Origin of the sequence: Dyella marensis (assembly GCF_049532885.1) — a bacterium.
Classification (GTDB): Bacteria; Pseudomonadota; Gammaproteobacteria; order Xanthomonadales; family Rhodanobacteraceae; genus Dyella_D; species Dyella_D marensis.
Genome location: NZ_CP064029.1, coordinates 4,210,652 through 4,234,779 on the forward strand (window position 1 = coordinate 4,210,652; position 24,128 = coordinate 4,234,779).

Below are 24,128 nucleotides of genomic sequence, written 5' to 3' on the forward strand. Positions count from 1 at the left end.
CCTGGGTTGAAGGAGGTTGGGTGGTATGGGGGTCAGACGATGCGCGGCATTCTAAGCCGCTTCGCCGGAAGGGCAACACTCGGCCGCCGCTTCAGATGCCTTCGCAGGGCTTGCCGTCGCGCACGAACGGGTACTTCACCACGCGTACCGGCACCTCGCGGCCGCGGATGTCCACCCGCACCTCGCCAGGATCGCCGGCCGGAATGCGCGCGAACGCCACCGCCTTGTTGAGCGTCGGCGCGAAGCTGCCGGACAGGATCTCGCCCTCGCCGTTGGCGGTGAGCACCTTCTGGCCGTGGCGCAGCACGCCCTTCTCGTCCAGCACCAGGCCGACCATCACGCGCTTCACGCCGGCGGCCTTCTGCGCTTCCAGCGCCTTGCGGCCGATGAAGTCGCGGCCTTCGTCCAGTGCGATGGTCCAGCCGAGGTTGGCTTCCCACGGGCTGACGGTCTCGTCCATGTCCTGGCCGTAGAGGTTCATGCCGGCTTCCAGCCGCAGCGTGTCGCGCGCGCCGAGGCCCGCCGGCTTCACGCCGGCCGCTGCCAGTGCCTCCCACAGCGCGACGGCGTGGTCTTCCGGCACCAGGATCTCGAAGCCGTCCTCGCCGGTGTAGCCGGTGCGGGCGATGAACAGCGGCATGCCGTGCGGCCCCTGCGCCGCGGCGGCGACGAACTTGCCGAGCTTGCGGATGCGCTCGCGGTCCACCTCGTGCAGCAGGCCGATCGTCTTGTCGCGGGCGTTCGGACCCTGCACGGCGATCATGGAGAAGTCCGGCCGCTCCTTCACCTCGACGGCGAAAGCCTTGGCCTGCTGCTCGATCCAGGCCAGGTCCTTGGCGCGGGTGGCGGCGTTCACCACCAGGCGGAAGTGCGCGTCGTCGAAGAAATACACGATCAGGTCGTCGATCACCCCGCCCTGCTCGTCCAGCATGCAGGAGTACAGCGCCTTGCCCTGCACCTTCAGCTTGTCCACGTTGTTGGCCAGCAGGTGGCGCAGGAACTCCCGGGTGCGCGCGCCGTGCAGGTCGACCACGGTCATGTGCGAGACGTCGAACATGCCGGCGTCCTGGCGCACCGCGTGGTGCTCCTCGATCTGCGAGCCGTAGTTGATGGGCATGTCCCAGCCGCCGAAATCGACCATGCGCGCGCCGAGCGCGCGGTGGGTGGCATTGAGTACGGTCTTCTCGGTCATCGGAATGCGCCTGGGGAAAAGCCGCATTATCGCCGGGCGCCGCACCGCATTCCAAGCCGCGGCGATGCTGCGATGCGGCGGCAGGTACGCGGCCGCATGGACGTCCGGGACGATGTCGCCGTTTTCGCGTAGGCGGCTGCTTCACGGCGCCGCGCATACAAAACACGGCGCTGCCCTATAAGATCGTTCTTCATGAGTCCATCGACCGCGACAGGAAGCGCCGAACTCGATGCCAGCGCGCAACCGCCGCGGCTGCGCGTCGCCGGCGACTGGACCCTGGCCCACTACGCCGCACTCGAACGCCGCGTCGATGCCTTCGCCGCCCCGCTGCCGCAAGGCACGCAGATCGACCTCGCCGGCCTTTCGGCGCTGGATACCGCCGGCGCCTCGCTGCTGGTGCGCCTGCTCGGCACCGACCGCGTCGCCGAACTGGCGCAGGCCGACGGACTGCCGCCCGCGCGGCGCGCCCTGCTCGACACCGTAGGCAAGGCGCTCGACGCCTACCGCACGCCGCAGAAACCGCGCCGCCACCGCTCCGCCGTCACCGAAGTGCTGGCCCGCATCGGCCGCGCCATGGACAGCGTGTGGCGCCAGCAGCTGCAGCTGCTGGGTTTCATCGGCATGACCCTGGAATCGCTGGCGCGCGGCCTGCCGCATCCGCGCCGCTGGCGCGTCACCTCGCTGGTGGCGCACGTGGAGCAGACCGGGCTGGACGCGGTGCCGATCGTGGCCCTGCTCACCTTCATGGTCGGCGCGGTGGTGGCCTTCCTCGGTTCCACCGTGCTGGCCGACTTCGGCGCCACCATCTATACGGTGGACCTGATCGCGTTTTCCTTCCTGCGCGAATTCGGCGTGCTGCTCACCGCCATCCTGATGGCCGGCCGCACCGCCAGCGCCTTTACCGCGCAGATCGGCTCGATGAAGGCCAACGAGGAGATCGACGCGATCCGCGCGCTCGGGCTGGATCCGGTGGAACTGCTGGTGCTGCCGCGCGTGCTGGCCCTGCTGGTATCGCTGCCGATGCTCACCTTCCTGGCCATGCTGTCGGGCCTGGCCGGCGGCGCGGTGGTATGCGCGCTCACCCTGGATATCTCGCCGACCATGTTCCTGACCCTGTTCAAGGCTGACATCGGCGTGCGCCATTTCCTGGTCGGCCTGTCCAAGGCGCCGGTCTTCGCCTTCCTGATCGCGGTGATCGGCTGCCTGGAAGGCTTCAAGGTCAGCGGCAGCGCGCAGTCGGTGGGCGAGCACACCACCTCCAGCGTGGTGCAGTCGATCTTCGTGGTGATCCTGCTGGACGCCGTGGCCGCGCTGTTCTTCATGGAGATGAACTGGTGAACGCCGTCGCGCAGCAGGCCGCAGCGCAGGAAGACGTGATCCAGGTGCGCGACCTGGTCAACCGCTTCGGCGCGCAGGCCGTGCACGAGCACCTGGACCTGGACGTGCGCCGCGGCGAGATCCTCGGCGTGGTCGGCGGCTCGGGCACCGGCAAGTCGGTCTTGCTGCGCACCATCGTCGGCCTGCGCCGGCCCACCTCCGGCCAGGTGCAGGTGTTCGGCCAGGACCTGCTGCGCCTGCCGCCGGAACAACGCTCGCGCATCGAGCGGCGCTTCGGCGTGCTGTTCCAGAACGGCGCGCTGTTCTCGTCGCAGAATGTGGTCGAGAACATCGCCATGCCGCTGATCGAGCACGCGGGCCTGAAGCGGCCGGATGCCGAGGCGCTGGGCGCGGTGAAGCTGGCCCTGGCCGGGCTGCCGCAGGGCACCGAACATAAATATCCGTCCGAGCTTTCCGGCGGCATGGTCAAGCGCGCGGCGCTGGCGCGTGCGCTGGCGCTGGATCCGGAGATCCTGTTCCTGGACGAACCCACGGCGGGCCTGGACCCGATCAGCGCGGCCGCGTTCGACCAGCTGATCCTGACCCTGCGCGATGCGCTCGGCCTCACCGTGTTCCTGGTCACCCACGACCTGGACACGCTCTACACCATCTGCGACCGCGTGGCCGTGCTGTCGCAGAAGAAGGTGCTGGTGTGCGACCGGCTGGAAGCAGTCGCGCAGAACCCCGACCCCTGGGTCCAGTCGTATTTCCATGGCCCGCGCGGCCGTGCCGCGCTCGATGCCGCGGAAAAGACGCAAGAGGTGAAGTGAGATGGAAACCCGCGCTCATCACGTATTGATCGGCCTGTTCACCGTGATCGTGGTGGCGGCCGCCCTGCTGTTCGGCCTGTGGCTGGCCAAGTCCAGCACCGACCGCCAGTTCGCCGAATACCAGATCGTATTCAACGAGGCGGTCAGCGGCCTCTCGCAGGGCAGCGCCGTGCAGTACAACGGCATCAAGGTCGGCGACGTCAACCAGCTCAAGCTCGACCCGAAGGACCCGCGCCGCGTGCTGGCGCGCATCCGCCTGGGCGCTGACACGCCGATCAAGCAGGACACCCGCGCCAAGCTCGCGCTCACCGGCGTCACCGGCATGGCGGTGATCCAGCTCAGCGGCGGTTCGCCCGGCAGCCCCGCGCTCACCGCGCCGGACGGCGGCCTGCCGGTGATCGTGGCCGACCCTTCGCCGCTCAGCAAACTGCTGTCCAACGGCGAGGACGTGATGACCAATATCAACGACGTGGTCTCGCGCGCCAGCCAGCTGATGTCCGACGAGAACGTGGCGCGCATCAGCCGCACGCTCGACCACCTGGACAAGGCCACCGGCGCGGTAGCCGACCAGCGCGACGATATCCGCGCCCTGCTCAGCCAGCTGGCCCTGGCCAGCAAGCAGGCCACCGCCACCCTGGAACAGACCGAGCAGCTGGCGCGCAGCGCCAACGGCCTGGTCGACCAGCAGGGCCGCGCCACGCTGGAAAGCGCGCGCAATGCGATGGCCTCGCTGGAGCGTTCCACCGCGGCGATCGATCGCCTGCTCAACGACAACCGCGCCTCGCTCGACGGCGGCATGCAAGGCCTGGGCGAACTGGGCCCGGCGGTGCGCGAACTGCGCGACGCCGCCAATTCTCTGCGCGGCATCACCCGCAAGCTCGACGACAACCCGGCCGGCTTCCTGCTCGGCCGCGACCGCAGCAAGGAGTTCGTGCCATGACGCGTGCCCTGACGACCGCCGCCCGCCGCGCCCCGCTGCTGGCGGCCCTGCTCGCCATCGCCGCCTGCTCGGTGCTGCCGAAAGCCGAATCGCCGGATGTCTACCGGCTGCCCGCCGCGCCGCTGCCGCCGGCCCAGGCCGGCGCGGTGAACTGGTCGCTGCGGGTGGAAACGCCGCAGGCCGAGCGCATGCTCGACAGCGCGCGCATCGCGGTACTGCCCGAAGGCGACGTGGTCAGCGTGTACAAGGGCGCGCGCTGGAGCGACCGCGTGCCCGTGCTGCTGCGCAATCGCCTGCTCGAAGGTTTCCGCAACGACGGCCGCATCGCCGCGCTGAGCAGCGACGACACCAACCTGCAGGCCGACTACGTGCTCAGCGCCGACCTCACCGCGTTCCAGTCGGAGTACCGCGGCAAGCAGCCGGTGGTGGTGCTGCGCTACGACGCGCGGCTGGTGCGCAACAGCGGGCTGAAGATCGTCGCGGCGCGCCGCTTCGAGGTCACCCAGCCGGTGAACGGCACCGGCGTGCCGCAGGTGGTGGCGGCGTTCGGCCAGGCCGGCGATGCGCTGGCGGCGCAGGTGGTGGGCTGGACGCTGGAACAGCGCGCGGCGGCGCGCGACTGACCGCTCAGCGGCGCGCGTCGATCCAGCGGAAGGTAAGGTTGATGCGCGGGCCGACTGCCGCCGAAGTGCGCGGCAATGAGTGCTGGTAGTTCCGCTGCGTTTCGCCCGACATGCACAGCAGGCTGCCATGTGGCAGTTCCAGGCCGCGCACGTCGCGCGGGCTGGCATCTTTCGCGCGCGGGCGCAGGCAGAAGCGCCGCTCCGCGCCCAGGCTCACCGAGGCGATCACCGGCCGCGGCCCCAGCTCCGGCTCGTCGTCGCTATGCCAACCCATCGCATCGCGCCCGTCGCGGTAGAGATTGGCCAGCACGCTGTTGAAGCGCGCGCCGCAGGCCTGCTGCACGCGCCAGCGCAGCGAGGCCAGTGCTTCGGTCCACGGGTGAGGCTCGAAGCGGGTGCGCGAATAAACATAGGTGGCGTCAGGGTCGCCGACCCAGCAGCTCAGGCGCGGCGAATCCACCTCGCGCCCGAACATGCGGATGCGGTGCACCTCCCAGGCGATCGAACCTCGCAGTTCCTCCAGCAAGCTGTCCGCTTCGTCCTGCGCCAGCCAGTGCGGCAGCAGGCGCAGTTCCGCTCCCGGCAACGGGATCGGCTGCCATGGCTGCGCAAACAAGGTCATGCGAGCGGACGCGGCTCCGCCGGATACACCGGTTCCGCATCGAGCGTCGCCGCGCACACCTCGGCCAGCTCCAGCAGGCGCAGATCCGAGCCGCGCGCGCCGACCAGCTGCATGCCCACCGGCATGCCGTCCGGCAGCGTGCCCATCGGAATGCTCACCGCCGGACAGCCGGCGAGGCTGGCGAAGCTGGTCAGGTCGGCCTGCGAATCCGGCACCGCGCCGCCCAGCGGGAACGCGCCCTGCGGCGTGGTCGGCAGCACCAGCACGTCGACCTGGGCGAACAGGCGGCGCATCTTCAGCGTGGCCGCGTCCAGCACGCGGTCGGCCACGGCGTAATCGGCCGCGCTCTTGGTGGCGGCGTAGGAAAGCATGTGGCGGAAGCGTTCCGACGGCGGATGCGCGCGGTCTTCCAGGTCGGCGGCGAAGGTGCTGAGCATCTCCGCTTCCATCAGGAACAGGCCGGCGCGGCGGGTGCGGGCGAAGTCCCAGTCGGTGAAGTCCACCGCGCGGCGTTCGCCCAGTTCGCGCGGCAGGCGCGACAGCGCGTCTTCGAACACGTCGATCACCGCCGGCTCCACGCCCACCGCGGCGAGGTCCGGCAGCAGGCCGCAGCGCAGGTTGCCCGGCTCCCAGTCCGGCGGCGCGAAGGCCACGCGGCGGCGGCGCGAGCGCGCATCGTCGGCGTCGTAGCCGGCCAGCACCTGTAGCAGCACGGTCAGGTCGTTGGCGCTGCGCGCCAGCAGGCCCACCGCATCCAGGCGACGCGCCGCGGGCACCAGGCCGCGCGCGGAGATTTCGCCGTGGGTGGGCTTCAGCGCGTATACGCCGCAATAGCTGGCGGGGATGCGGATCGAGCCGAGGCTGTCCGAACCGATCGCCGCCACCGCCAGGCCCGAAGCCACCGCCGCGGCCGCGCCGCCGGAGGAGCCGCCGGCGGTATAGCCATGGCGATGCGGGTTGTGGGTGGGGCCGTAGTGCGGATTGTCGGTGGCCGCGCCCAGCGCGCCCTCGTCCATATTGGTCTTGCCCAGCAGCACCGCGCCGGAAGCGCGCAGCCGCGCCACCGCATGGGCGTCGCCTTCCGCCGCCTGCGCGCGGCCCGGCAGGCCGGCGCGGGTGGGCCAGCCGGCCACGTCGAAGTTGTCCTTGATCGCCACCGGCAGGCCGTCGAGCCTGCCCAGCACACCGTCGCGGCGGCGATGCTGCGCGGCGCGCGCCTGTTCGCGCAGCAGGCCGGGGCTCAAGCCCACGAAGGCGTTGAGCTGCGGGTTCAAGCGTTCGATCGCTTCCTGGTAGACCTCGGCCAGCCCCTCCGGCTGGACCCGCCCGGCGGCCAGCCAGTGCAGGAGTTGGCAAAGCGTGGCGCGACGCTGGTCACGGTCGGAGATCGGCGGCAACTGATTCATGAACTCTCCCTGGTGGCGGGATCGATTATCGATGTGGCGGGTTAAGCCTTTGCAAGCGGTGCTGCACCATGCGTTGCCGCACAGTGCACGAAACCGGACAATGGCGCGCTGAGATGGCCCCAGCCACCTCGCCATAGCCAGCACACCACCAGCCAGCCAGAACCTTCCGGAGCGACCGATGAGCGAACGCGAAATCATGGAATACGACGTCGTCGTCGTGGGCGCGGGCCCCGCCGGCCTGTCGTTCGCGATCCGGCTCAAGCAGCTCAAGCCCGACGTGAGCGTGTGCGTGATCGAGAAGGCCTCGACCATCGGCGCGCAGATCCTGTCCGGCGCCGTGATCGAACCGCAGCCGCTGGATGCGCTGCTGCCCGGCTGGCGCGACAACCCGCCGCCGATCTGCGTGCCGGCCGTGGAAGACGAGTTCTGGCTGCTCAGCAAGACCGGCCACCGCAGCCTGCCGATCCCGCCAGGCATGCACAACAAGGGCAACTTCATCGTCTCGCTGGGCGCCATGTGCGCCTGGCTGGCGCCACAGGCCGAAGCGCTGGGCGTGGACGTGTTCCCAGGCTTTGCCGCCGCCGACAACATCTACGACGAACATGGCGCCGTCGCCGGCGTGCGCATCGGCGACATGGGCGTGGCGAAGGACGGCTCGCACAAGCCTGGCTACACCCAGGGCATCGACATCAAGGCCAAGGTCACCGTGCTGGCCGAAGGCGCGCGCGGCAGCCTCACCAAGCAGCTGATCAAGCGCTTCGAGCTGGACAAAAACGCCGACCCGCAGGGCTACTCCATCGGCATCAAGGAGCTGTGGCAGCTGCCGCCCGGCCGCGTCACCCCCGGCAAGATCGTGCACAGCTTCGGCTGGCCGGCCGACAGCCACACCTACGGCGGCAGCTTCCTGTATCACCTGGACAAGGACCGCGTGGCGCTGGGCTACGTCAGCGGCCTGGACTACAGCGACCCGAACTACCAGCCGTGGGAAGCCTTCCAGCAGTGGAAGAACCACCCGTCGATGAAGCCGCTGCTGGAAGGCGGCAGCATCCTGTCGGCCGGCGCGCGCGCCATCGTCACCGGCGGCTGGCAGTCGCTGCCGAAGCTGGAGATGCCCGGCGCCCTGCTGATCGGCGATACCGCCGGCCTGCTCAACGTGCCGAAGATCAAGGGCACGCACCAGGCGATCCGCAGCGGCATGCTCGCCGCCGAACATCTCGCGGCCAGCGCATTGAACCCGGCCGGCTTCGACGCGAAGCTGCGCGGCTCGGACGTGATGGCGGAACTCAAGAAGGTCCGCAACATCAAGCCTGCCTTCAAGAAGGGCCTGTGGTTCGGCATGCTCAACGCCGCCTGGGAAACCGTCACCGGCGGCGCCTCGCCGTGGACGCTCAAGAACAAGGCCGACTGGTCGTCGCTGCACAAGCTCGGCCAGCAGGAAGAACCCAAGCGCGACTACGTGCAGCGCGAACTGCCGCCGCGCGACCGCCTGGCCGGCGTGTACTTCGCCGCCACCGAGCACGACGAAGACCAGCCCGTGCACCTGCAGGTGGCCGACACCTCGATCTGCGTGACCAGGTGCGCCGAGGAGTACGGCAACCCCTGCCAGCGCTTCTGCCCCGCCAACGTCTACGAGATCGTGCAGGACGAAGCCGGCAAGCGGCTGCAGATCAACGCCGCCAACTGCGTGCACTGCAAGACCTGCGACATCAAGGACCCGTACCAGATCATCAACTGGGTCACTCCCGAGGGCGGTTCGGGCCCGAACTACCAGAACCTCTGAGCGGAACGAGGGTATCCAGCTGGCAGCCAAGCTCTACTGGCGGTTCAAGCGCCTCGGTTACCTGTTGCAGCGCGCGCGCGCCAGCCTGGCGCTGCGCGGCTGGCATGGGACGGCGCAACGCGTGCTGCAGGAATTCCGCCGGATTCCCGAAGAAGACGAAGCACTGTCGCTGCTGCCGCTGGACGAGCCGTTCGCGCCGTTCGCGGTACCGCGCGCCGAGGCGCCGCGCGTGTCCATCGTCATTCCCACCTACGGCAAGCTGCCCTACACGCTGGCCTGCCTGCGCTCGATCGTGCTGCATGCCAGCGCCACGCCGATCGAGATCATCGTGGTCGACGACGCCGCGCCCGACGACAGCGCGGCGGTGCTGGCCGGCGTAACGGGCCTGCGCGTGCTGCGCAACGAACGCAACCTGGGCTTCATTGGCAGCTGCAACGCCGGTGCGCAGGCGGCGCGCGGCGAGTTCCTGCTGTTCCTCAATAACGACACGCAGGTCACCTCCGGCTGGATGGAGGCGCTGCTGCAATGCTTCGCCGAACGCTCCGACTGCGGCATCGCCGGCAGCAAGCTGGTCTATCCCGACGGCCGGCTGCAGGAAGCGGGCGGGCTGGTGTTCGACGACGGCAGTTGCTGGAACCTGGGGCGCTTCGAGAGCCGCGATGCGCCGGCCTGGCAGTTCCGGCGCGAGGTGGACTACGTCTCCGGCGCGGCGCTGATGATCCGCCGCACGCTGTTCGAATACGTCGGCTGCTTCGACACCCTGCTTTCGCCGGCCTATTACGACGACACCGACCTGGCCTGCGCCGTGCGCGCCGCCGGCTGGCGCGTGTACTACGAGCCCGCCAGCATGGTGATCCATTGCGAGGGCATCAGCGCCGGCACGGATCTGAGCAGCGGCATGAAGCGCTTCCAGACCATCAACCAGGACAAGTTCGTGGCCAAGTGGCGCGGCGTGCTGGCCGGCCATCCGTCGCGGCAGACCGCGCTGGACCAGGCCATGCACTGGCGCGCGCGCGGCCGCCTGCTGGTGGTGGACGGCACCACGCCCGATGCCTCGCGCGATTCGGGTTCGCTGCGCCTGATGGAGATGTTCGAGATCTTCCGCAGCCTCGGCTGGAGCGTCACCTTCTGTCCGGACGACACGCGCACCTCGCGCGCGGACATGCACCGGCTGGGGCGTTTCGGCGTGGAGATCCTGGCGTTGTCCTCCGCCGAAGGCCTGCCGCGCTGGCTGGCCGAGCACGGCAAGGAACTGCGCGCGGTGATGCTGTGCCGCCACACCGTGGCCGGGCAGTACCTGCATATCGTGCGGCAGCATGCGCCGCAGGCGAAGCTGATCTTCGATACGGTCGACCTGCATTTCGTGCGCGAGCAGCGCGCGGCGGAACTGAGCGGGCAGGCCTCGATGCTGCGCCAGGCCAAATTGTCGCGGCAGAGCGAACTGACCCTGATCGCCGACAGCGACGTGACCTTCGTGGTCAGTCCCGACGAGCAGGCCCTGCTGCGCAGCCTGGCGCCGGCCGCGCGGGTGGAGCTGGTGTCCAATATCCACGTGATCCACGGCTGCACCAAACCGCATGCGGAGCGCCGCGGCCTGCTGTTCGTCGGCGGCCACGGGCATCCGCCGAATGTGGATGCGATGCGCTGGATCGCCGGCGCCATCCTGCCGGAGCTGCGCAAGGTCGATCCGGACGTCGTCGTGCACATCCTGGGCGACATTTCGGATGCGCTGCGCGCCGAGCTGGCGCAGGACGGCCTGCAGTTGCACGGCCGCGTGGCCGACCTCGATCCGTGGATGGAAACCTGCCTCGCCTCGCTGGCGCCGCTGCGTTTCGGCGCCGGAGTGAAGGGCAAGATCAACATGTCGATGAGCTACGGGCTGCCGGTGATCGCCACGCCGCTCGCGGTCGAGGGCATGCACCTGCACGACCGCGACAACGTGCTGCTGGCCGGCGAGGCCGAAGCCTTCGCCGCGGCCTATCGCCAGCTGCGCGACGACCCGGCGCTGTGGTCGCGGCTTTCCGCCGCGGGCCTGGACAATATCCGCCATTACTTCTCGGTCGAAGCGGCCACGCGCACCTTGCAGCGCGTATTGAACTGAACGCGCCCAGCCGGGCCGCGCCGCGGCCTCCTTCATACAAGTGTTTGAAAATGGTTAGAATGGAGGCTTCCGCCCTGGCGGGCGGCTCACCATGAAGGACCCGCAGATGAAGATTCTTGTCGGCTACAAGCGTGTGGTGGACTTCAACGTCCGCATCCAGGTCAAGCCCGATGGCACGGGCGTGATGACCGATGGCGTCAAGCTGTCGGCCAACCCGTTCGACGACATCGCCCTCGAAGAGGCCCTGCGTCTGCGCGAGAAAGGCATCGCCACCGAAGTGGTGGTAGTGGGCATCGGCCCGGCCGACCTGACCGCACACCTGCGCAATGGCCTGGCGATGGGCGCCAACCGTGCCATCCACGTGGTCACCGCCGACGAAGTGCAGCCGCTCACCGCCGCGCGCACCCTGCTCAAGCTGGTCGAGAAGGAGCAGCCCGAGCTGGTCATCCTGGGCAAGCAGGCGATCGACGACGACGCCAACCAGACCGGCCAGATGCTGGCCGCGCTGTGGGACCGCCCGCAGGCCACCTTCGCCAGCAAGGTGGAGATCGCCGACGGCAAGGCCACGGTTACCCGCGAAGTGGACGCGGGCCTTGAGACGATCGAAGCGCAGCTGCCGGCGGTGATCACCACCGACCTGCGCCTCAATGAGCCGCGCTTCATCAAGCTGCCGGACATCATGAAGGCCAAGTCCAAGCCGATCGACACCATCGAGTTCGGCTCGCTCGGCGTGGCAGCCCACGACCAGCTCAAGACCACGCAGTACGCCGCGCCGCCGAAGCGCAGCAAGGGTGTGATGGTCAAGGACGCCGCCGAACTGGTGGCCGCGCTCAAGCAGAAGGGCCTGCTCTAAGCAGGTTGCCGGGAGATCTATATGAGCAAGATTCTGGTTATCGCCGAACACCTCAACGGCAAGCTGAACCCCTCCACCGCCCGCGCCGTCAGCGCCGCCGCCGCCGTCAAGGGCGAAGCGATCGACGTGCTGGTGCTGGCCGACAACGTCGACGCCATCGCCGCCGAGGCCGCGCGCATCGAGGGCGTGAGCAAGGTGCTCACCATCGCGCGCGCCGAGAACGCGCATCCGCTGGCCGCCGTGCTGGCGCCGCAGGTGGCCAAGGCCGCCGCCGGCTACAGCCACGTATTCTTTCCCTCCACCACCTTCGGCAAGGACGTGGCGCCGCGCGCCGCCGCCCTGCTCGGCGTGGCGCAGGTGAGCGACGTGATGTCGGTGGAAAGCGCGCACACCTTCAAGCGCCCGATCTACGCGGGCAACGCCATCGTCACGGTGGAAGCGAACCCGGCGCACGCCGTGGTCGCCACCATCCGCACGGCCTCCTGGCCGGCTGCCGCCACGGGTGCGAACAGCGCGCCGGTGGAAGCCGTCAGCGTCGATGCCGCGCTGCCGACGCATACGCGCTTCGTCAATCTCCAGCAGGGCAAGAGCGACCGCCCCGACCTGCAGAGCGCCAGCAAGGTGGTCTCCGGCGGCCGCGGTGTCGGCTCGAAGGAAAACTTCGAGATCATCTTCAAGCTCGCCGACAAGATCGGCGCCGCCGTGGGCGCTTCGCGCGCCGCGGTGGATGCAGGCTACGTGCCGAACGAACTGCAGGTCGGCCAGACCGGCAAGATCATCGCGCCGGAGCTGTACCTCGCCTTCGGCATTTCCGGCGCGATCCAGCACCTGACCGGCATCAAGGACGCCGGCACCATCGTGGCGATCAACAAGGACGGCGAAGCGCCGATCTTCGAGATCGCCGACATCGGCCTGGTGGGCGATCTGTTCAAGCTGATTCCGGACATCGAACAGGCGCTCTGAGCGATCTTTTCAAGCTCGCGTTCGACCTCGAGGGGTGGCGAAGGCCACCTCTTTTTATTTTCCTTATCAGAAAGCCGCGTATTCCCGCGGCGCCGGTTGAACTCCACCAGGCCTTGTGGTGTTATCCCGAAATACCTTGCGAATCGCGCGATATTGGTGCCCTGCTGACCTTGACAAGTCATCAACACCATGTGGATGCGTCGCCGTCGCGTCATTTCATAGAAAGGCCCGGAATGGATTTCTTTAAAGCCAAGGCAAAACGCGAGCTTCCCTCGAACCCCGGCTATTGCCCGTGCTGCGGCAAGAACACGCGGTTCGTCGAGCATGGCCCGTGGCTGCGCGACGAATATCTTTGCGACAACTGCCGCTCCATTCCGCGCCAGCGGCATCTGATGCTGATCATGGGCGAGCTGTATCCGGAGTGGCGCTCGCTGAGCATTCATGAGTCCTCGCCGTCCAACAACCTGATCGCCAAGGCCTGCAAGGGCTACAGCTATTCGCAATATTTCCCCGACCAGCCGCACGGCAAGACCTTCCGCGGCGTGCGTTGCGAAGACATCGAACATCTCACTTTCCCGGACGGGACCTTCGATATCTTCATCACCCAGGACGTGCTGGAACACGTATTCGACCCGGCCCAGGCGCTGCGCGACATCCATCGCGTGCTGAAGCCCGGCGGCGCGCACATCTTCACCGCACCCAAGCATGCCGGCCTGGCCACGTCGGTGCGCCGCGCCGAGCTGGACGCGCAGGGCCAGGTGAACCACCTGCTCGAAGCGCAGTACCACGGCAATCCGGTGGGCGACGGCAAGGCGCTGGTCACCTGGGACTACGGCAGCGATTTCGAAGTGCTGGCCTCGGACTGGGTGGGCGGCATCAGCGTGAACACCTTCCATACCCGCAACCGCGACATGGGCATCGACGCGGCCTTCAACGAGGTTTTCGTCATCCGCAAGCGCTGAACGGCGGCGCTTGCGCCCCTGCGGGATGCCGGGCTTCACGCTAGACTGGATCGTTGTGCAGGTTCCGGCACCGTCTTCGGCGAGCGTATGAGCATAGTCAAACAGGGGATCAGCTACGGCTTCATCGGGATCATCCAGATCGTCGTCGACTGGCTGACCTTCATCGGCCTCACCCAGCTCGGCGTCGTGACGGGACCGGCCAACGTCACCGGCCGCGTGGTCGGCGCCTCGCTCGGTTTCTGGCTGAATGGGCGCTTCACCTTCGCCGGTGACGAGGCCCGCCCCCTGCGCACCAAGCACGCCATGAAGTACCTCGTCACCTGGACGCTGACCACGCTGCTCAGCACCGGCGCGGTCATGCTGGCAACCCGGCTCCATGGACTGCACATGGCCTGGGCGGTCAAGCCCGTCGCCGACGTCGCGCTGGCCGGCGTCGGCTTCATCGCCTCGAAGTATTGGATCTACAAATGAACGAAGCGGCCTCGCCTTCCATCGCCATGCCGGTCATCGCGGTGGTCATTCCCAGCTACAAGGTCAAGGACTTCGTCCTCGACGTGGTGGCCTCGGTCCCCGCCCGCATCCAGCAGATCTACGTGGTGGACGACGCCTGCCCGGTCGGCTCGGGCAGGCATGTGCAGGAACACTGCACCGATCCGCGCGTCACCGTGGTCTTCCACGAGGTCAACCGCGGCGTCGGCGGCGCCGTCATGACCGGCTATCGGGCGGCCATCGAAGGCGGTGCCGACGTCATCGTCAAGATCGATGGCGATGGCCAGATGGACCCGGCCCTGATCGACGATTTCGTGGACCCCATCCTGCGCGGCGAAGCCGACTACACCAAGGGCAACCGCTTCTACGACCTGGAAAGCCTGGGCAACATGCCCAGGCTTCGCGTGTTCGGCAATGCGGTTCTTTCGCTGATGGCGAAGGTTTCCACCGGTTACTGGGACCTGTTCGATCCCACCAACGGCTATACGGCCATCCATGCCGACGTCGCGCGCCGGTTGCCGTTCAACCGCATCAGCGAGCGGTATTTCTTCGAGACGGACATCCTCTTCCGCCTCGGCACCTTCCGCGCCGCCGTGGTCGACGTGCCGATGGACGCGAAGTATGGCGACGAAGTCAGCAACCTGAAGATTTCGCGCATTTTCAGCGAGTTTCTGACCAAGCACATCCGCAATACGATCAAGCGGATCTTCTACAACTACTTCCTGCGCGACATGTCGGTGGCATCGCTGGAACTGGTGTTCGGCACGCTGATCCTGCTGTTCGGCCTGATTTTCGGGCTGGTGCACTGGATGCGCTCGGCCGCGGCGCACGTGGCCACCCCGGTAGGCACGATCATCATCGCCGCGCTGTCGATCCTGTGCGGGTTCCAGTTGCTGCTGGCGTTCCTGAACTACGACGTGTCCCACCTGCCGTCCCGCGCCATCCACCGGCGTTCGCCGATGCGCACGCGCAGCAGGGAACGCCAGCACTGAAGGCGCCCGGGGGCGCCCTCACTTACTGCGCGCCGGCAGCGCCGTCACGCGGACGCGCGCCACGGCCACGCCGAGCGGCACGCCGCCGTCGTTCACCGGCGTGCTTTCGAACCACAGGCTGTCGCTGGGCGTGCTCACGTCGAGCACCAGCTGATGATCCTGTCCGCCGGCGCTCATCGGCACCTTGGCTGCCGCGGTGCCCACTCCGACCGTAATCGACGGGATCTTCGCCGCGTCCGCGGCCCAGCCGAAGAACTCCACGCGCACCCGGCCCGATACCAGCACCGGCAATTCGATGTTCGCGCGCTGCGCCGTGGACCAGCGCCCCCAGCCCTCGCCGGGACGGAAGCCACGGAAGCGCGACGGATTGGCCGCGCTGCTGGTGTCGATCGACAGCGGCACGCCGTCCCACACCGGCTTCTGCGGCGCGACGGGGCGTACGCGCGCGTCTTCCAGCAGATACAGGCGCTGCGTGCCGAGATCGATCTTCCATGCCTCCGGCAGCCGCACGTCCATGCTCGCCGGGGCCACGATCCACTGTGCGCCCTTGGGTACGTGCTGCGCCTCCAGCGCCGTACCGGGCGCCAGTTCCAGCACGTGCTGCTGGGTATCCAGCGCCGCCAGCAGATACGAGGCCTGGCCGAAACGCTCATAGGTGGCCACCAGGCCGGTGCCGGGCGCTTCCTCGCCAAGAAAGGCACGGATCGCCGCGCCATCGGCCAGCACCTGGCGGGTCAGCTCGTTCTCGGCCTTCAGCCAGGCGGACATCTGGCCGTGCGCGGCCAGCATCGCGCCGGCAACGAACACCACATAAGCCAGCCGCCTGCGCCGGGTGAACGCGAATGCCGCCCAGCACACCAGGGCCAGCGCCAGCGACAGCCGCAGCGGCCAGCGCGCGACGTGGTCGAAACCCCAGTAAGGGATCTTGCGGTCGAACAGGCCGAACAGATCCGGGTAGTCCCAGGGGTAGAGATGGAACCAGAAGCGGCCCCACAGCACGAAGCTCACCATCGCCGCGAAGCCCAGCAGCGCGACCCAGCGCGGAGCGCCACGCCCCGTCCACCACAGGCCATAGGCCAGCAGGAACGGCAGCAGCGCCTCGAGATAGCGCCCGTGCAGGCGGCCGCGCTCGAATTCCGAACCGGCGGCCGCGGCATCGGTGAACAGCGCCACCATGCTGAGCATCGCCGCCGCCAGCAGGAACAGGAACAGCGTGAGCTTGCGGCGCGCTTCGTCGATGCCCTCGTCCGCGGCCGCCACCGGCGCGGACGCGCGGCGCCGCGGCAGCCAATGGCGCAGATCCGCCAGCAACGCCACCACGCCCGGCGCGAAGAACACCAGCCACACCCACACGTGTCCGCCCACATAGCCGGCGATCGAACCCAGGCTCTTCAGCAGGTAATGCGGATCGCGCAGCTGGTCGAGGTAGGCCTGGTAAAACGAGGCGACGATGGCCGAGGACCCGGCCGGATCCAGCACGTGCCTCAGCAGCTTGATCAGGAGCACCGTGCAGGCCAGATACCCCACCGCCTGCAGCAGGCCCAGCCCCGCGCGCTTCAACGCCGATCCGCCCGCGGCGAGTCCCACGCGGCTCCACGCCAGATACGCCGCGCTGGCCAGGATGGCCGCCGCCGCATGCGGCTTGATCAGGTAACCGGTCGCGCTGACCAGCGCCGCCAGCACCACCTGCCGCCAGGAACTGGCGCCGCGCTCGGCCAGCCAAACCAGCACGAGCAGATAGATCGAAATCTGGAATTCCACTTCCGGCAGCAACGTCGTCGCATAGAACGAAAACGGCATGGCCAGATACAGCAAGGCGGCCAGCACCGCCGAACGCCGGTCCATGCAGCGGCGGAAGATGCCGAACAGCAGCCAGCCGCCAAGGCAGTACAGCAGGCTGTTGAACAGGCGGCCCACGGTGTCGGCATGCTGTACCGAACCGGTGGCCCAGGCGCGGTAAAGCCAGGGATAGACCTTGTTGTCCACGCGCTGCAGGTAAGGATCGAGCGCAAACAGCTGCTCGCCCGAGGCCTCGTATTTCGCGGCATGGAAATACGCGTACTCGTCGCTGCCCATCACCGGCGAATTGATCGACGCCACGCGGATCGCCATCAGGAAAAACGCCACGAGCATGGCCATCCACAACAGGCGCGGTGCGTTTCCGGCGTTTTCGCCGGGACCACCGTCAATTCTTGTATCCATGCATTTCCTCTTGGCCTTCAATGCCCGCGCCGCGGAAACGAGCCGCGGGCCGTGCCGAATTCCGCCGATTGCCGATGAATCCCCTACGGAAGCAGCCATCCCGCCCCTGCGCCGCCGGAATCTTCTAATTTACCGCACGGTCAGCCACGCCGGGCAATTTTCCTACTCTCATCCCAGGGCAGCCGGTATAATGACCGGTTTAGCGATGACGGCCTTGACCGGAAGTCAGTCCAGACTATTCAGGCACTTATGACGCCATCGACCATACTCAGTTCCCGCCAGCAGTACCGCAGCGGCCCCAGGGCGATTGCCGGGAGCTTCTTAAGCCACCGGGCGCTGATCGCCTCCCTGATCCGCCGCGACATCGCCTCGCGCTATCGCGGTTCGGCGCTGGGCATGGCGTGGGCCATTCTCAATCCGCTGATCATGCTGCTGATCTACACCTTCGTGTTCAGCCAGGTGTTCAAGATGCGCTGGGGCGGCACCGCCACCGATCCGTCGGAATTCGCGCTGATGCTGTTCGCCGGCATGCTGGTCTTCAATTTCTTTGCCGAGTGCGTGAATCGCGCGCCGGGCGCGGTCACCGCCACGCCCAACCTGGTCAAGAAGATCGTCTTTCCGCTGGAAACCCAGGCCTGGGTCATCGCCGGCTCCGGCCTGTTCCAGGCGGCCATCAGCCTGGGCATCCTGCTGCTGGCGCACGTGGTGATGAAGGGCGTGCCGCCGTGGACCTTCGTACTGATCCCGCTGGTGTTCGTGCCGCTGGTGCTGCTGGTGCTGGGCGTGGTGTGGTTCCTGTCGGCGCTGGGCGTGTACCTGCGCGACATCGGCCAGCTGGTCGGCCACCTGGTGATGATGACCATGTTCCTGTCGCCGCTGTTCTATCCGGTCACGGCGATTCCGGAGAGCTTTCGTTCGCTGTTCTATTTGAATCCAATGACCTTCCTGATGGGCGAATCGCGCAAGGTGCTGATCCTGGGCACGCTGCCCGACTGGGGCATGCTCGGCCTCTTCACGCTGGGCGGCCTGCTGATCGCCAGCTTCGGCTTCTGGTGGTTCCAGCGCACGCGCCGGGGTTTTGCCGATGTCCTCTGATCTGGCCATCCGCGTCAGCGGCGTAAGCAAGTGCTACAACATTTATGAAAGCCCGATGCACCGGCTGGTGCAGTCGTTCTATCCGCGCGCGGCGCGGGTGATCGGCAGCGTCGGCGCGCAGCGCCTCGCCGGCCAGCTGCGCGAGCGCCGCCACTACAAGGAATTCTGGGCCCTGCGCGGCATCGACTTCCAGGTGCGCCGCGGCGAGACCATCGGCGTGGTCGGCAAGAACGGTTCCGGCAAGTCCACCCTGCTGCAGATGATCGCCGGCACCCTGGCGCCGACTGCGGGCGACATCGAAGTCCATGGCCGCGTGGCCGCGCTGCTGGAACTGGGTTCGGGCTTCAATCCGGATTTCACCGGCATCGAGAACATCCGCCTCAACGCGGCGGTGCTCGGGCTGTCGGCGGCGGAGCTCGACCAGCGCATGGACGCGATTCTCGCGTTCGCCGACATCGGCGACTTCGTCAACCGCCCGGTCAAGACCTATTCCAGCGGCATGGTGGTGCGCCTGGCCTTCGCGGTGCAGGCACAGGTCGATCCGGACGTGCTCATCGTCGACGAAGCGCTGTCGGTAGGCGACGCCAAGTTCCAGTCCAAGTGCTTCGCGCGCCTGGATACGCTGAAGGAAGCCGGCACCTCGATCCTGTTCGTGTCGCATTCCACTGAGCAGATCGTCAGCCACTGCGACCGCGCCATCCTGCTGCACGAAGGCCTGATGCACCAGGAAGGCCAGCCCAAGGACGTGGTCCACACCTATCTGGACCTGCTGTTCGGCAAGGCCCGGCGCGCCATCGCCCGCGACGAAGCCGCGGCCGGCACGGCACCGGGCGAAGCCGACGCCGATGCCGACGGCGTGCTGGTCAGCGGCGGCTTCGAGACGCGCCCGAACTACAACCCCTACGAATACCGCTGGGGCGACGGCACGGTGCGCATCGAGGATTTCCGCATGCAGTCCTCGCACGCCTGGGATCCGTCGACAGTGGAACCCGGGGACCGCCTCAAGCTGATGCTGCGCGTGCGCTTCGAAGAAGCCATCCCGCGGCCGATCTTCGGCCTGACCGTGAAGACGAAGGACGGCGTCACCGTGTTCGGCACCAACTCGGAGCTGATCGAATACGACGTCGATCGCCTGGGCGGACGCGGCACCACCGCGGACGTCAGTTTCGAATTCGATTGTCGCCTTGGACCGGGCGACTATTTCCTGTCGGTGGGGGTTGCCAGCCATAACGGCGTCGAAGTCGTGCCGCACGACCGCCGCTACGATTCCATCCATCTGAACGTCAACGGCAAGGGCTTTTTCGGCCTGGCCATGCTCGACGTGCGGATGGACGCCAAGGAGAGCCCCTGATGAACGTTGCCGCCGCATCTCTTGCCGAGGCGCTGCGCAGCGCCGGCTACGTGCTCGACGCCGAGCACCGCGTGTGGTCGCATGCCACCCGTCCGGCCAAGCCCTTCGCCTATTCCGACGGCGACGAAGTCGAGCAGCGCATCCGCCATGCGATCGCCTCGAGCAGCGACGTATCGCTGTTTTCCACCGAGCTTGAGCGCCACCAGATCGACTGGCCGTCGGTCTATCACCTGAGCGCCGACCGCGCGAACCTGCTGCGCCCGATCGGCAAGCTGTTCGCCGGCGCGCGCGTGCTGGAGATCGGCGCCGGCTGCGGCGCCATCACGCGCTACCTGGGCGAATGCGGTGCGCAGGTGCTGGCGCTGGAAGGCAGCCCGCGCCGCGCCTCCATCGCCGCCTCGCGCTGCCGCGACCTGCCCGGCGTGACGGTGATGAACGACCGCTTCGACGCGCTGGAGACCGACGCGAAGTTCGACGTGGTCACCCTGATCGGCGTGCTCGAATACGCGCGCATGTACACCGCCGGCGAGGATCCCATCGCCGAGACGCTGCGCCGCGCGCACCAGCTGCTCAGCGACGACGGCGTGCTGATCGTGGCGATCGAGAACCAGCTGGGCCTGAAGTATTTCGCCGGCATTCCCGAGGACCACCTCGGCCGCGCCATGGCCGGCATCGAGGACGGCTACCGCCGCGACGGCGTGGTCACCTTCGGCAAGCAGGAGCTGCAGCGGCGCATCGCCGCCGCCGGCTATGCGCGCAGCGAAGTGGCCATGCCGTTCCCCGACTACAAGCTGCCGGGCAATGTGATCCTGCCGGCGGCGCTGCAGGCCGGCGACGCCTTCGACGCCGCCTCGCTGGCCGGCCAGGCCTCGCGCAAGGACCGCCAGATCCGCTATTCGCCGCTGTTCTCCATGAGCCGCGCCTTCGCCGTGCTCGGGCGCAACGGCCTGCTCGACGACATGGCCAACTCGTTCCTGGTGATCGCCGGCAAGAGCCAGGCCTCGGCCACGTTCGAGCAGCTCGCGCCGGGCGTGCTGGCGGAGCTGTATTCCACCCAGCGCCACCCCGCCTACAAGAAGCTCAGCCGCTTCACGCGCAGCGGCGACGGCGTGCGCGTGTCGCGCGAACGCCTGATTCCTTCGGCCGCGATCGAATCGCGCCTGCTGCTCAACCACGCCACCGAAGAAACCTATCTCGCCGGCCAGCACTGGAGCGAGCGCTTCGAGCAGATCGTGGTGATCCCGGGCTGGAGCCTGCAGGATGTATCGGACTGGTTCGGCCTGTGGCTGCGCGCACTGGCCAAGGCCATGCCCGGTTCGCCCAAGGCGGAGGAACTGGCGATCGATACGCCGGTACCGGCGCAGCTGTTCGACGCCATGCCCGACAACCTCATCGTCGGGCATGACGGCGAGGCGCGCTTCTTCGACCTGGAATGGCATTTCCACGCGCCGCTCACCGTCGGCTATCTCGGCTTCCGCGCGCTCAAGCTCACCTTCGGCACCTTGCTGGGCGTGGCGGTTCCCGCCGACCGCCAGATGCTGCATACCGCCACGCTGATCCGCGAAACCTTCCGCAAGCACGGCTACGTGCTGACGTCCACGCATATCCAGACCTACCTGGACCTGGAAGCCGCGCTGATCGCCGAAGTGCAGGGCCAGTACACCGGAGTGCTGGAGCTGGCCGATTACCAGTCGCACGTGATGTCCGTGGCGCCCGACGTCGGCGGCCTGCTGGCCGGCCATTCGTCGGCGCAGGCGACGCTGGCCGAATCGGCGGAACTGCGCACCGCGATCAGCGAACTGATCGAACGGCTGGATGCTTCCGCCGAAGCCCCGCCGCCGGCCGCGGTACAGCCCGCTCCGCCCCCGGCGATCGACATCGAAGCCGTCAAGCAGGCCGCCAAGCACGAAGCGAAGAACGAAGCACGCGTCGAGCACGAACGCCTGCGCACGGAACTGGACCGCTTCCGCCAGGAGCACGACCGCGTCCGCGCCGAGCAGGAACGCCTGCGCGGCGAACTCGGACAAGCCGAGCAGCAGCGCCAGGCACTCACGGACGAACTGGCGGTCATGCGCCAGTCGCACAGTTGGAAATTGACCGCTCCTCTGCGGAGCGGCAGGACGAAAATGAGCTCTCTGAAAACCCGGCTGCGCCAGCGCACCGTCGCCACCGTCAAGACCGTCTACCGCCGCCTGCCCATCGGCATGGGCACCAAGCTGGCGATCAAGAACGCGCTGTTCCGCGCCTTCGGCCCGCTGCTCAGCCATACCGCGGCTTACCGCCGCTGGCGCGCCTACCAGGGCACGCACGCGCCCAGCCCGAGCTTCACCGTCGCCCCGCCGGCGTACCAGGCGCCCAGCCCGATGCAGAGCTCCGGCACGCTGTGGCAGGCCGACGGCGTGCGCGAGTGGGCCGACTACGGCGCGGTGAAGCAGCGCATCGCCGACAGCACCCAGGCGCTGCGCGCCAGGCGCCAGCCGGCCTCGTTCCCGCTGCTCGATTTCTCGCGCCTCTCCGCCGACGCCGCCGCGGCCAAGGTGAAACTGCCGCTCGCCGCGGCGCAGCCGACCGTGACCATCCTGGTGCCGGCCTACAACCATCTGATCACCACGCTGGAATGCCTGGCGTCGATCGCCGCCGCGCAGCGCCCGGGCGATCCGGATTTCGAAGTGCTGGTGGCCAACGACGCCTCCACCGACGACACCGCCCAGGTGCTGGCCACCATCGCCAACCTGCGCGTGGTCAACCAGCCGGCCAATCTCGGCTTCCTGCGTAACTGCAACACCGCCGCCAGGGAAGCCCGCGGCAAATACCTGCTGTTCCTCAACAACGACGTGCAGGTCACGCCGGGCTGGCTGAAGGCCCTGGTCGACTGCATCGACGGCGACGCCACGGTGGGCGCGGCCGGTCCGCGCATCGTGTATCCCAGCGGCTGGCTGCAGGAAGCCGGCACGCGCTGGCACCGCGACGGCACCGCCGAACTGGTCGGCCTCAATGACCAGCCCGACCTGCCGCGCTACTGCTACAACCGCGACGTGGACTACTGCAGCGGCGCCTGCCTGCTGGTGCGCCAGGCCGAGTTCCAGGTCATGGGCGGCTTCGACGAGCGCTACGCGCCGGCCTACTGCGAGGACTCCGACCTGTGCATGCGCCTGCGCGCCGCCGGCAAGCGCATCGTCTACTGCGGCCAGGCCACCGTGCTGCATCACCTGAGCCTCACTTCGGAAGCGCTGCCCAGCGAGTACAAGCTCAACTGCATCGCGCAAAACCTCGACACCTTCACCTCGCGCTGGCGCGAACAGCTGGACGCGCTCGACACCGTGCGCACCATCGCGTTCTACCTGCCGCAGTTCCATCCGATTCCCGAGAACGACCTGTGGTGGGGCCGCGGCTTCACCGAATGGACCAACGTCAGCAAGGCCCAGCCCAACTACGTCGGCCACTACCAGCCGCGCATGCCGGCGGACCTGGGCTACTACGACCTGCGCCTGCCCGAAGTGCTGGAGAAGCAGGCGGAACTCGCCCGCCGCTACGGCATCGGCGGCTTCTGCTTCTACTACTACTGGTTCGCCGGCCACCGCCTGCTGGAGCGCCCGATCGAGCAGATGCTGGCCACTTCCAAGCCGGACTTCCCGTTCTGCCTGTGCTGGGCCAACGAGAACTGGACGCGCCGCTGGGATGGGCAAGAACACGAGCTGCTGATGGCGCAGAAGCATTCGGACGAGGACGACCTGGCGGTCATCCACGACCTGATGCGCTACTTCCGCCAGTCCAACTACATCCGCATCCACGGCAAGCCGCTGATCCTGGTCTACCGCACCACGCTGTTCCCGGATTTCGCGCGCACCGCCTCGCTGTGGCGCGAGGTGTGCCGCAAGGAAGGCATCGGCGAGATCTACATCGCCCAGGTCGAATCGTTCGAGCTGGCTACCTCCGGCGCCACGCCCGAGCAGTTCGGCTGCGATGCCTCGGTGGAATTCCCGCCGCAGGGCATGGCCGAGCCGATCGCGCTGCCGGGTCAGCAGCTCAATCCGGATTTCCAGGGCGCCGTGGCCGACTACCGCGACATCGCGGTGAAGTACGCCACGCGCGAGCTGCCGCCGTACAAGCGCTTCATGGGCGTGATGCCCGGCTGGGACAACACCGCGCGCCGCCAGCACAACAGCTACTGCTTCGACGCGGCCACCCCGGGCGCGTTCCAGGCCTGGCTGGAAACCACGGTGGAGCGCACCAAGCAGCAGTTCAGCGGCGACGAGCGCATCGTCTTCATCAATGCCTGGAACGAATGGGCCGAAGGCGCCTATCTCGAACCGGACCGCCGCTTCGGCCACAGCTTCCTGCAGGCGCACGCCAACGCGCTGGATGCCGACAAGCTGGCCCGCCACAACAAGTACTCGCTGGGATGAGCGC

Annotated in this window: 18 protein-coding genes; 14 read left to right on the top strand and 4 right to left on the bottom strand. The window is 67.9% G+C overall.

What is annotated here, in order from left to right:
- Window positions 1–91: 91 nt before the first annotated feature.
- Window positions 92–1,192, bottom strand: a complete 1,101-nt coding sequence (gene gcvT / locus ISN75_RS18330) for a glycine cleavage system aminomethyltransferase GcvT (RefSeq protein WP_168647795.1) — start codon at window positions 1,190–1,192, stop codon at window positions 92–94.
- 192 nt (window positions 1,193–1,384) lie between these two features.
- Between gcvT and ISN75_RS18335 the strand changes: the two genes are divergently transcribed.
- The 4 genes from ISN75_RS18335 to ISN75_RS18350 are packed head-to-tail and all read left to right on the top strand — an operon-like array spanning window position 1,385 to window position 4,902.
- Complete coding sequence (locus tag ISN75_RS18335) at window positions 1,385–2,530, top strand: ABC transporter permease (protein ID WP_343820481.1); 1,146 nt, start codon at window positions 1,385–1,387, stop codon at window positions 2,528–2,530.
- Complete coding sequence (locus ISN75_RS18340) at window positions 2,524–3,339, top strand: ABC transporter ATP-binding protein (RefSeq protein WP_423385178.1); 816 nt, start codon at window positions 2,524–2,526, stop codon at window positions 3,337–3,339. Before ISN75_RS18335 ends, ISN75_RS18340 begins: the two co-directional genes overlap by 7 nt.
- Window position 3,340: 1 nt before the next feature.
- Window positions 3,341–4,279 (top strand): MlaD family protein, encoded by a 939-nt coding sequence (locus ISN75_RS18345; RefSeq protein ID WP_167257054.1) that lies wholly within the window; start codon window positions 3,341–3,343, stop codon window positions 4,277–4,279.
- Window positions 4,276–4,902 (top strand): ABC-type transport auxiliary lipoprotein family protein, encoded by a 627-nt coding sequence (locus ISN75_RS18350; protein ID WP_343820477.1) that lies wholly within the window; start codon window positions 4,276–4,278, stop codon window positions 4,900–4,902. Before ISN75_RS18345 ends, ISN75_RS18350 begins: the two co-directional genes overlap by 4 nt.
- A gap of 4 nt (window positions 4,903–4,906) precedes the next feature.
- Here ISN75_RS18350 and ISN75_RS18355 read toward each other — a convergent pair whose 3' ends face one another.
- Both ISN75_RS18355 and ISN75_RS18360 read right to left on the bottom strand, forming a co-directional pair.
- Window positions 4,907–5,524, bottom strand: a complete 618-nt coding sequence (locus tag ISN75_RS18355) for an alpha-ketoglutarate-dependent dioxygenase AlkB (protein ID WP_343820475.1) — start codon at window positions 5,522–5,524, stop codon at window positions 4,907–4,909.
- Window positions 5,521–6,930, bottom strand: coding sequence for an amidase (locus ISN75_RS18360; RefSeq protein WP_343820473.1), 1,410 nt, complete (start codon window positions 6,928–6,930; stop codon window positions 5,521–5,523). The genes ISN75_RS18355 and ISN75_RS18360 overlap by 4 nt, the downstream gene beginning before the upstream one ends.
- Before the next feature lie 178 nt (window positions 6,931–7,108).
- Between ISN75_RS18360 and ISN75_RS18365 the strand changes: the two genes are divergently transcribed.
- The 7 genes from ISN75_RS18365 (at window position 7,109) to ISN75_RS18395 (ending at window position 15,070) form a co-directional block, all read left to right on the top strand.
- Window positions 7,109–8,710, top strand: coding sequence for an electron transfer flavoprotein-ubiquinone oxidoreductase (locus ISN75_RS18365; RefSeq protein WP_343820471.1), 1,602 nt, complete (start codon window positions 7,109–7,111; stop codon window positions 8,708–8,710).
- Window positions 8,711–8,774: 64 nt separating this feature from the next.
- Window positions 8,775–10,811 (top strand): glycosyltransferase, encoded by a 2,037-nt coding sequence (locus ISN75_RS18370; protein ID WP_343820470.1) that lies wholly within the window; start codon window positions 8,775–8,777, stop codon window positions 10,809–10,811.
- A gap of 106 nt (window positions 10,812–10,917) precedes the next feature.
- Entirely contained in the window at window positions 10,918–11,664 is a 747-nt protein-coding gene (locus tag ISN75_RS18375) for an electron transfer flavoprotein subunit beta/FixA family protein (RefSeq protein ID WP_214570690.1), read from the top strand.
- A gap of 21 nt (window positions 11,665–11,685) precedes the next feature.
- Window positions 11,686–12,627, top strand: coding sequence for an electron transfer flavoprotein subunit alpha/FixB family protein (locus ISN75_RS18380; RefSeq protein ID WP_167257060.1), 942 nt, complete (start codon window positions 11,686–11,688; stop codon window positions 12,625–12,627).
- A gap of 233 nt (window positions 12,628–12,860) precedes the next feature.
- A complete protein-coding gene (locus tag ISN75_RS18385) occupies window positions 12,861–13,589 on the top strand; it encodes a class I SAM-dependent methyltransferase (protein ID WP_167257061.1) in 729 nt (242 codons plus the stop codon).
- Window positions 13,590–13,676: 87 nt separating this feature from the next.
- Complete coding sequence (locus ISN75_RS18390; protein ID WP_167257062.1) at window positions 13,677–14,060, top strand: GtrA family protein; 384 nt, start codon at window positions 13,677–13,679, stop codon at window positions 14,058–14,060.
- Window positions 14,057–15,070, top strand: a complete 1,014-nt coding sequence (locus ISN75_RS18395) for a glycosyltransferase family 2 protein (protein WP_167257063.1) — start codon at window positions 14,057–14,059, stop codon at window positions 15,068–15,070. Before ISN75_RS18390 ends, ISN75_RS18395 begins: the two co-directional genes overlap by 4 nt.
- Before the next feature lie 18 nt (window positions 15,071–15,088).
- On the opposite strand, the gene ISN75_RS18400 is transcribed toward ISN75_RS18395, so the two are convergent.
- Window positions 15,089–17,272: a glycosyltransferase family 39 protein gene (locus tag ISN75_RS18400; RefSeq protein WP_343820467.1), complete on the bottom strand. Its 2,184-nt coding sequence runs from the start codon at window positions 17,270–17,272 to the stop codon at window positions 15,089–15,091.
- 249 nt (window positions 17,273–17,521) lie between these two features.
- Between ISN75_RS18400 and ISN75_RS18405 the strand changes: the two genes are divergently transcribed.
- From ISN75_RS18405 to ISN75_RS18415, 3 genes are read left to right on the top strand one after another with little or no spacing between them, the layout of a single operon-like run.
- Complete coding sequence (locus tag ISN75_RS18405) at window positions 17,522–18,367, top strand: ABC transporter permease (RefSeq protein WP_167257065.1); 846 nt, start codon at window positions 17,522–17,524, stop codon at window positions 18,365–18,367.
- Window positions 18,357–19,718 carry an ABC transporter ATP-binding protein gene (locus ISN75_RS18410; protein ID WP_167257066.1) on the top strand — a complete coding sequence of 454 codons (1,362 nt, stop codon included), beginning with the start codon at window positions 18,357–18,359 and terminating at the stop codon, window positions 19,716–19,718. The genes ISN75_RS18405 and ISN75_RS18410 overlap by 11 nt, the downstream gene beginning before the upstream one ends.
- On the top strand, window positions 19,718–24,124 hold the full coding sequence (locus ISN75_RS18415; RefSeq protein WP_168647786.1) for a glycoside hydrolase family 99-like domain-containing protein: 4,407 nt from the start codon (window positions 19,718–19,720) through the stop codon (window positions 24,122–24,124). The genes ISN75_RS18410 and ISN75_RS18415 overlap by 1 nt, the downstream gene beginning before the upstream one ends.
- Window positions 24,125–24,128: the final 4 nt, after the last annotated feature.

Excerpts from the sequence above, each read along its gene's own strand:
- ISN75_RS18395 (WP_167257063.1), top strand. The coding sequence starts at position 14,057 with ATGAACGAAGCGGCCTCGCCTTCCATCGCCATGCCGGTCATCGCGGTG.
- ISN75_RS18405 (WP_167257065.1), top strand. The coding sequence starts at position 17,522 with ATGACGCCATCGACCATACTCAGTTCCCGCCAGCAGTACCGCAGCGGC.
- ISN75_RS18390 (WP_167257062.1), top strand. The coding sequence starts at position 13,677 with ATGAGCATAGTCAAACAGGGGATCAGCTACGGCTTCATCGGGATCATC.
- ISN75_RS18335 (WP_343820481.1), top strand. The coding sequence starts at position 1,385 with ATGAGTCCATCGACCGCGACAGGAAGCGCCGAACTCGATGCCAGCGCG.
- ISN75_RS18360 (WP_343820473.1), bottom strand. The coding sequence starts at position 6,930 with ATGAATCAGTTGCCGCCGATCTCCGACCGTGACCAGCGTCGCGCCACG.
- ISN75_RS18415 (WP_168647786.1), top strand. The coding sequence starts at position 19,718 with ATGAACGTTGCCGCCGCATCTCTTGCCGAGGCGCTGCGCAGCGCCGGC.
- gcvT (WP_168647795.1), bottom strand. The coding sequence starts at position 1,192 with ATGACCGAGAAGACCGTACTCAATGCCACCCACCGCGCGCTCGGCGCG.
- ISN75_RS18345 (WP_167257054.1), top strand. The coding sequence starts at position 3,341 with ATGGAAACCCGCGCTCATCACGTATTGATCGGCCTGTTCACCGTGATC.
- ISN75_RS18385 (WP_167257061.1), top strand. The coding sequence starts at position 12,861 with ATGGATTTCTTTAAAGCCAAGGCAAAACGCGAGCTTCCCTCGAACCCC.
- ISN75_RS18375 (WP_214570690.1), top strand. The coding sequence starts at position 10,918 with ATGAAGATTCTTGTCGGCTACAAGCGTGTGGTGGACTTCAACGTCCGC.
- ISN75_RS18410 (WP_167257066.1), top strand. The coding sequence starts at position 18,357 with ATGTCCTCTGATCTGGCCATCCGCGTCAGCGGCGTAAGCAAGTGCTAC.
- ISN75_RS18380 (WP_167257060.1), top strand. The coding sequence starts at position 11,686 with ATGAGCAAGATTCTGGTTATCGCCGAACACCTCAACGGCAAGCTGAAC.
- ISN75_RS18350 (WP_343820477.1), top strand. The coding sequence starts at position 4,276 with ATGACGCGTGCCCTGACGACCGCCGCCCGCCGCGCCCCGCTGCTGGCG.
- ISN75_RS18355 (WP_343820475.1), bottom strand. The coding sequence starts at position 5,524 with ATGACCTTGTTTGCGCAGCCATGGCAGCCGATCCCGTTGCCGGGAGCG.
- ISN75_RS18365 (WP_343820471.1), top strand. The coding sequence starts at position 7,109 with ATGAGCGAACGCGAAATCATGGAATACGACGTCGTCGTCGTGGGCGCG.
- ISN75_RS18400 (WP_343820467.1), bottom strand. The coding sequence starts at position 17,272 with ATGGATACAAGAATTGACGGTGGTCCCGGCGAAAACGCCGGAAACGCA.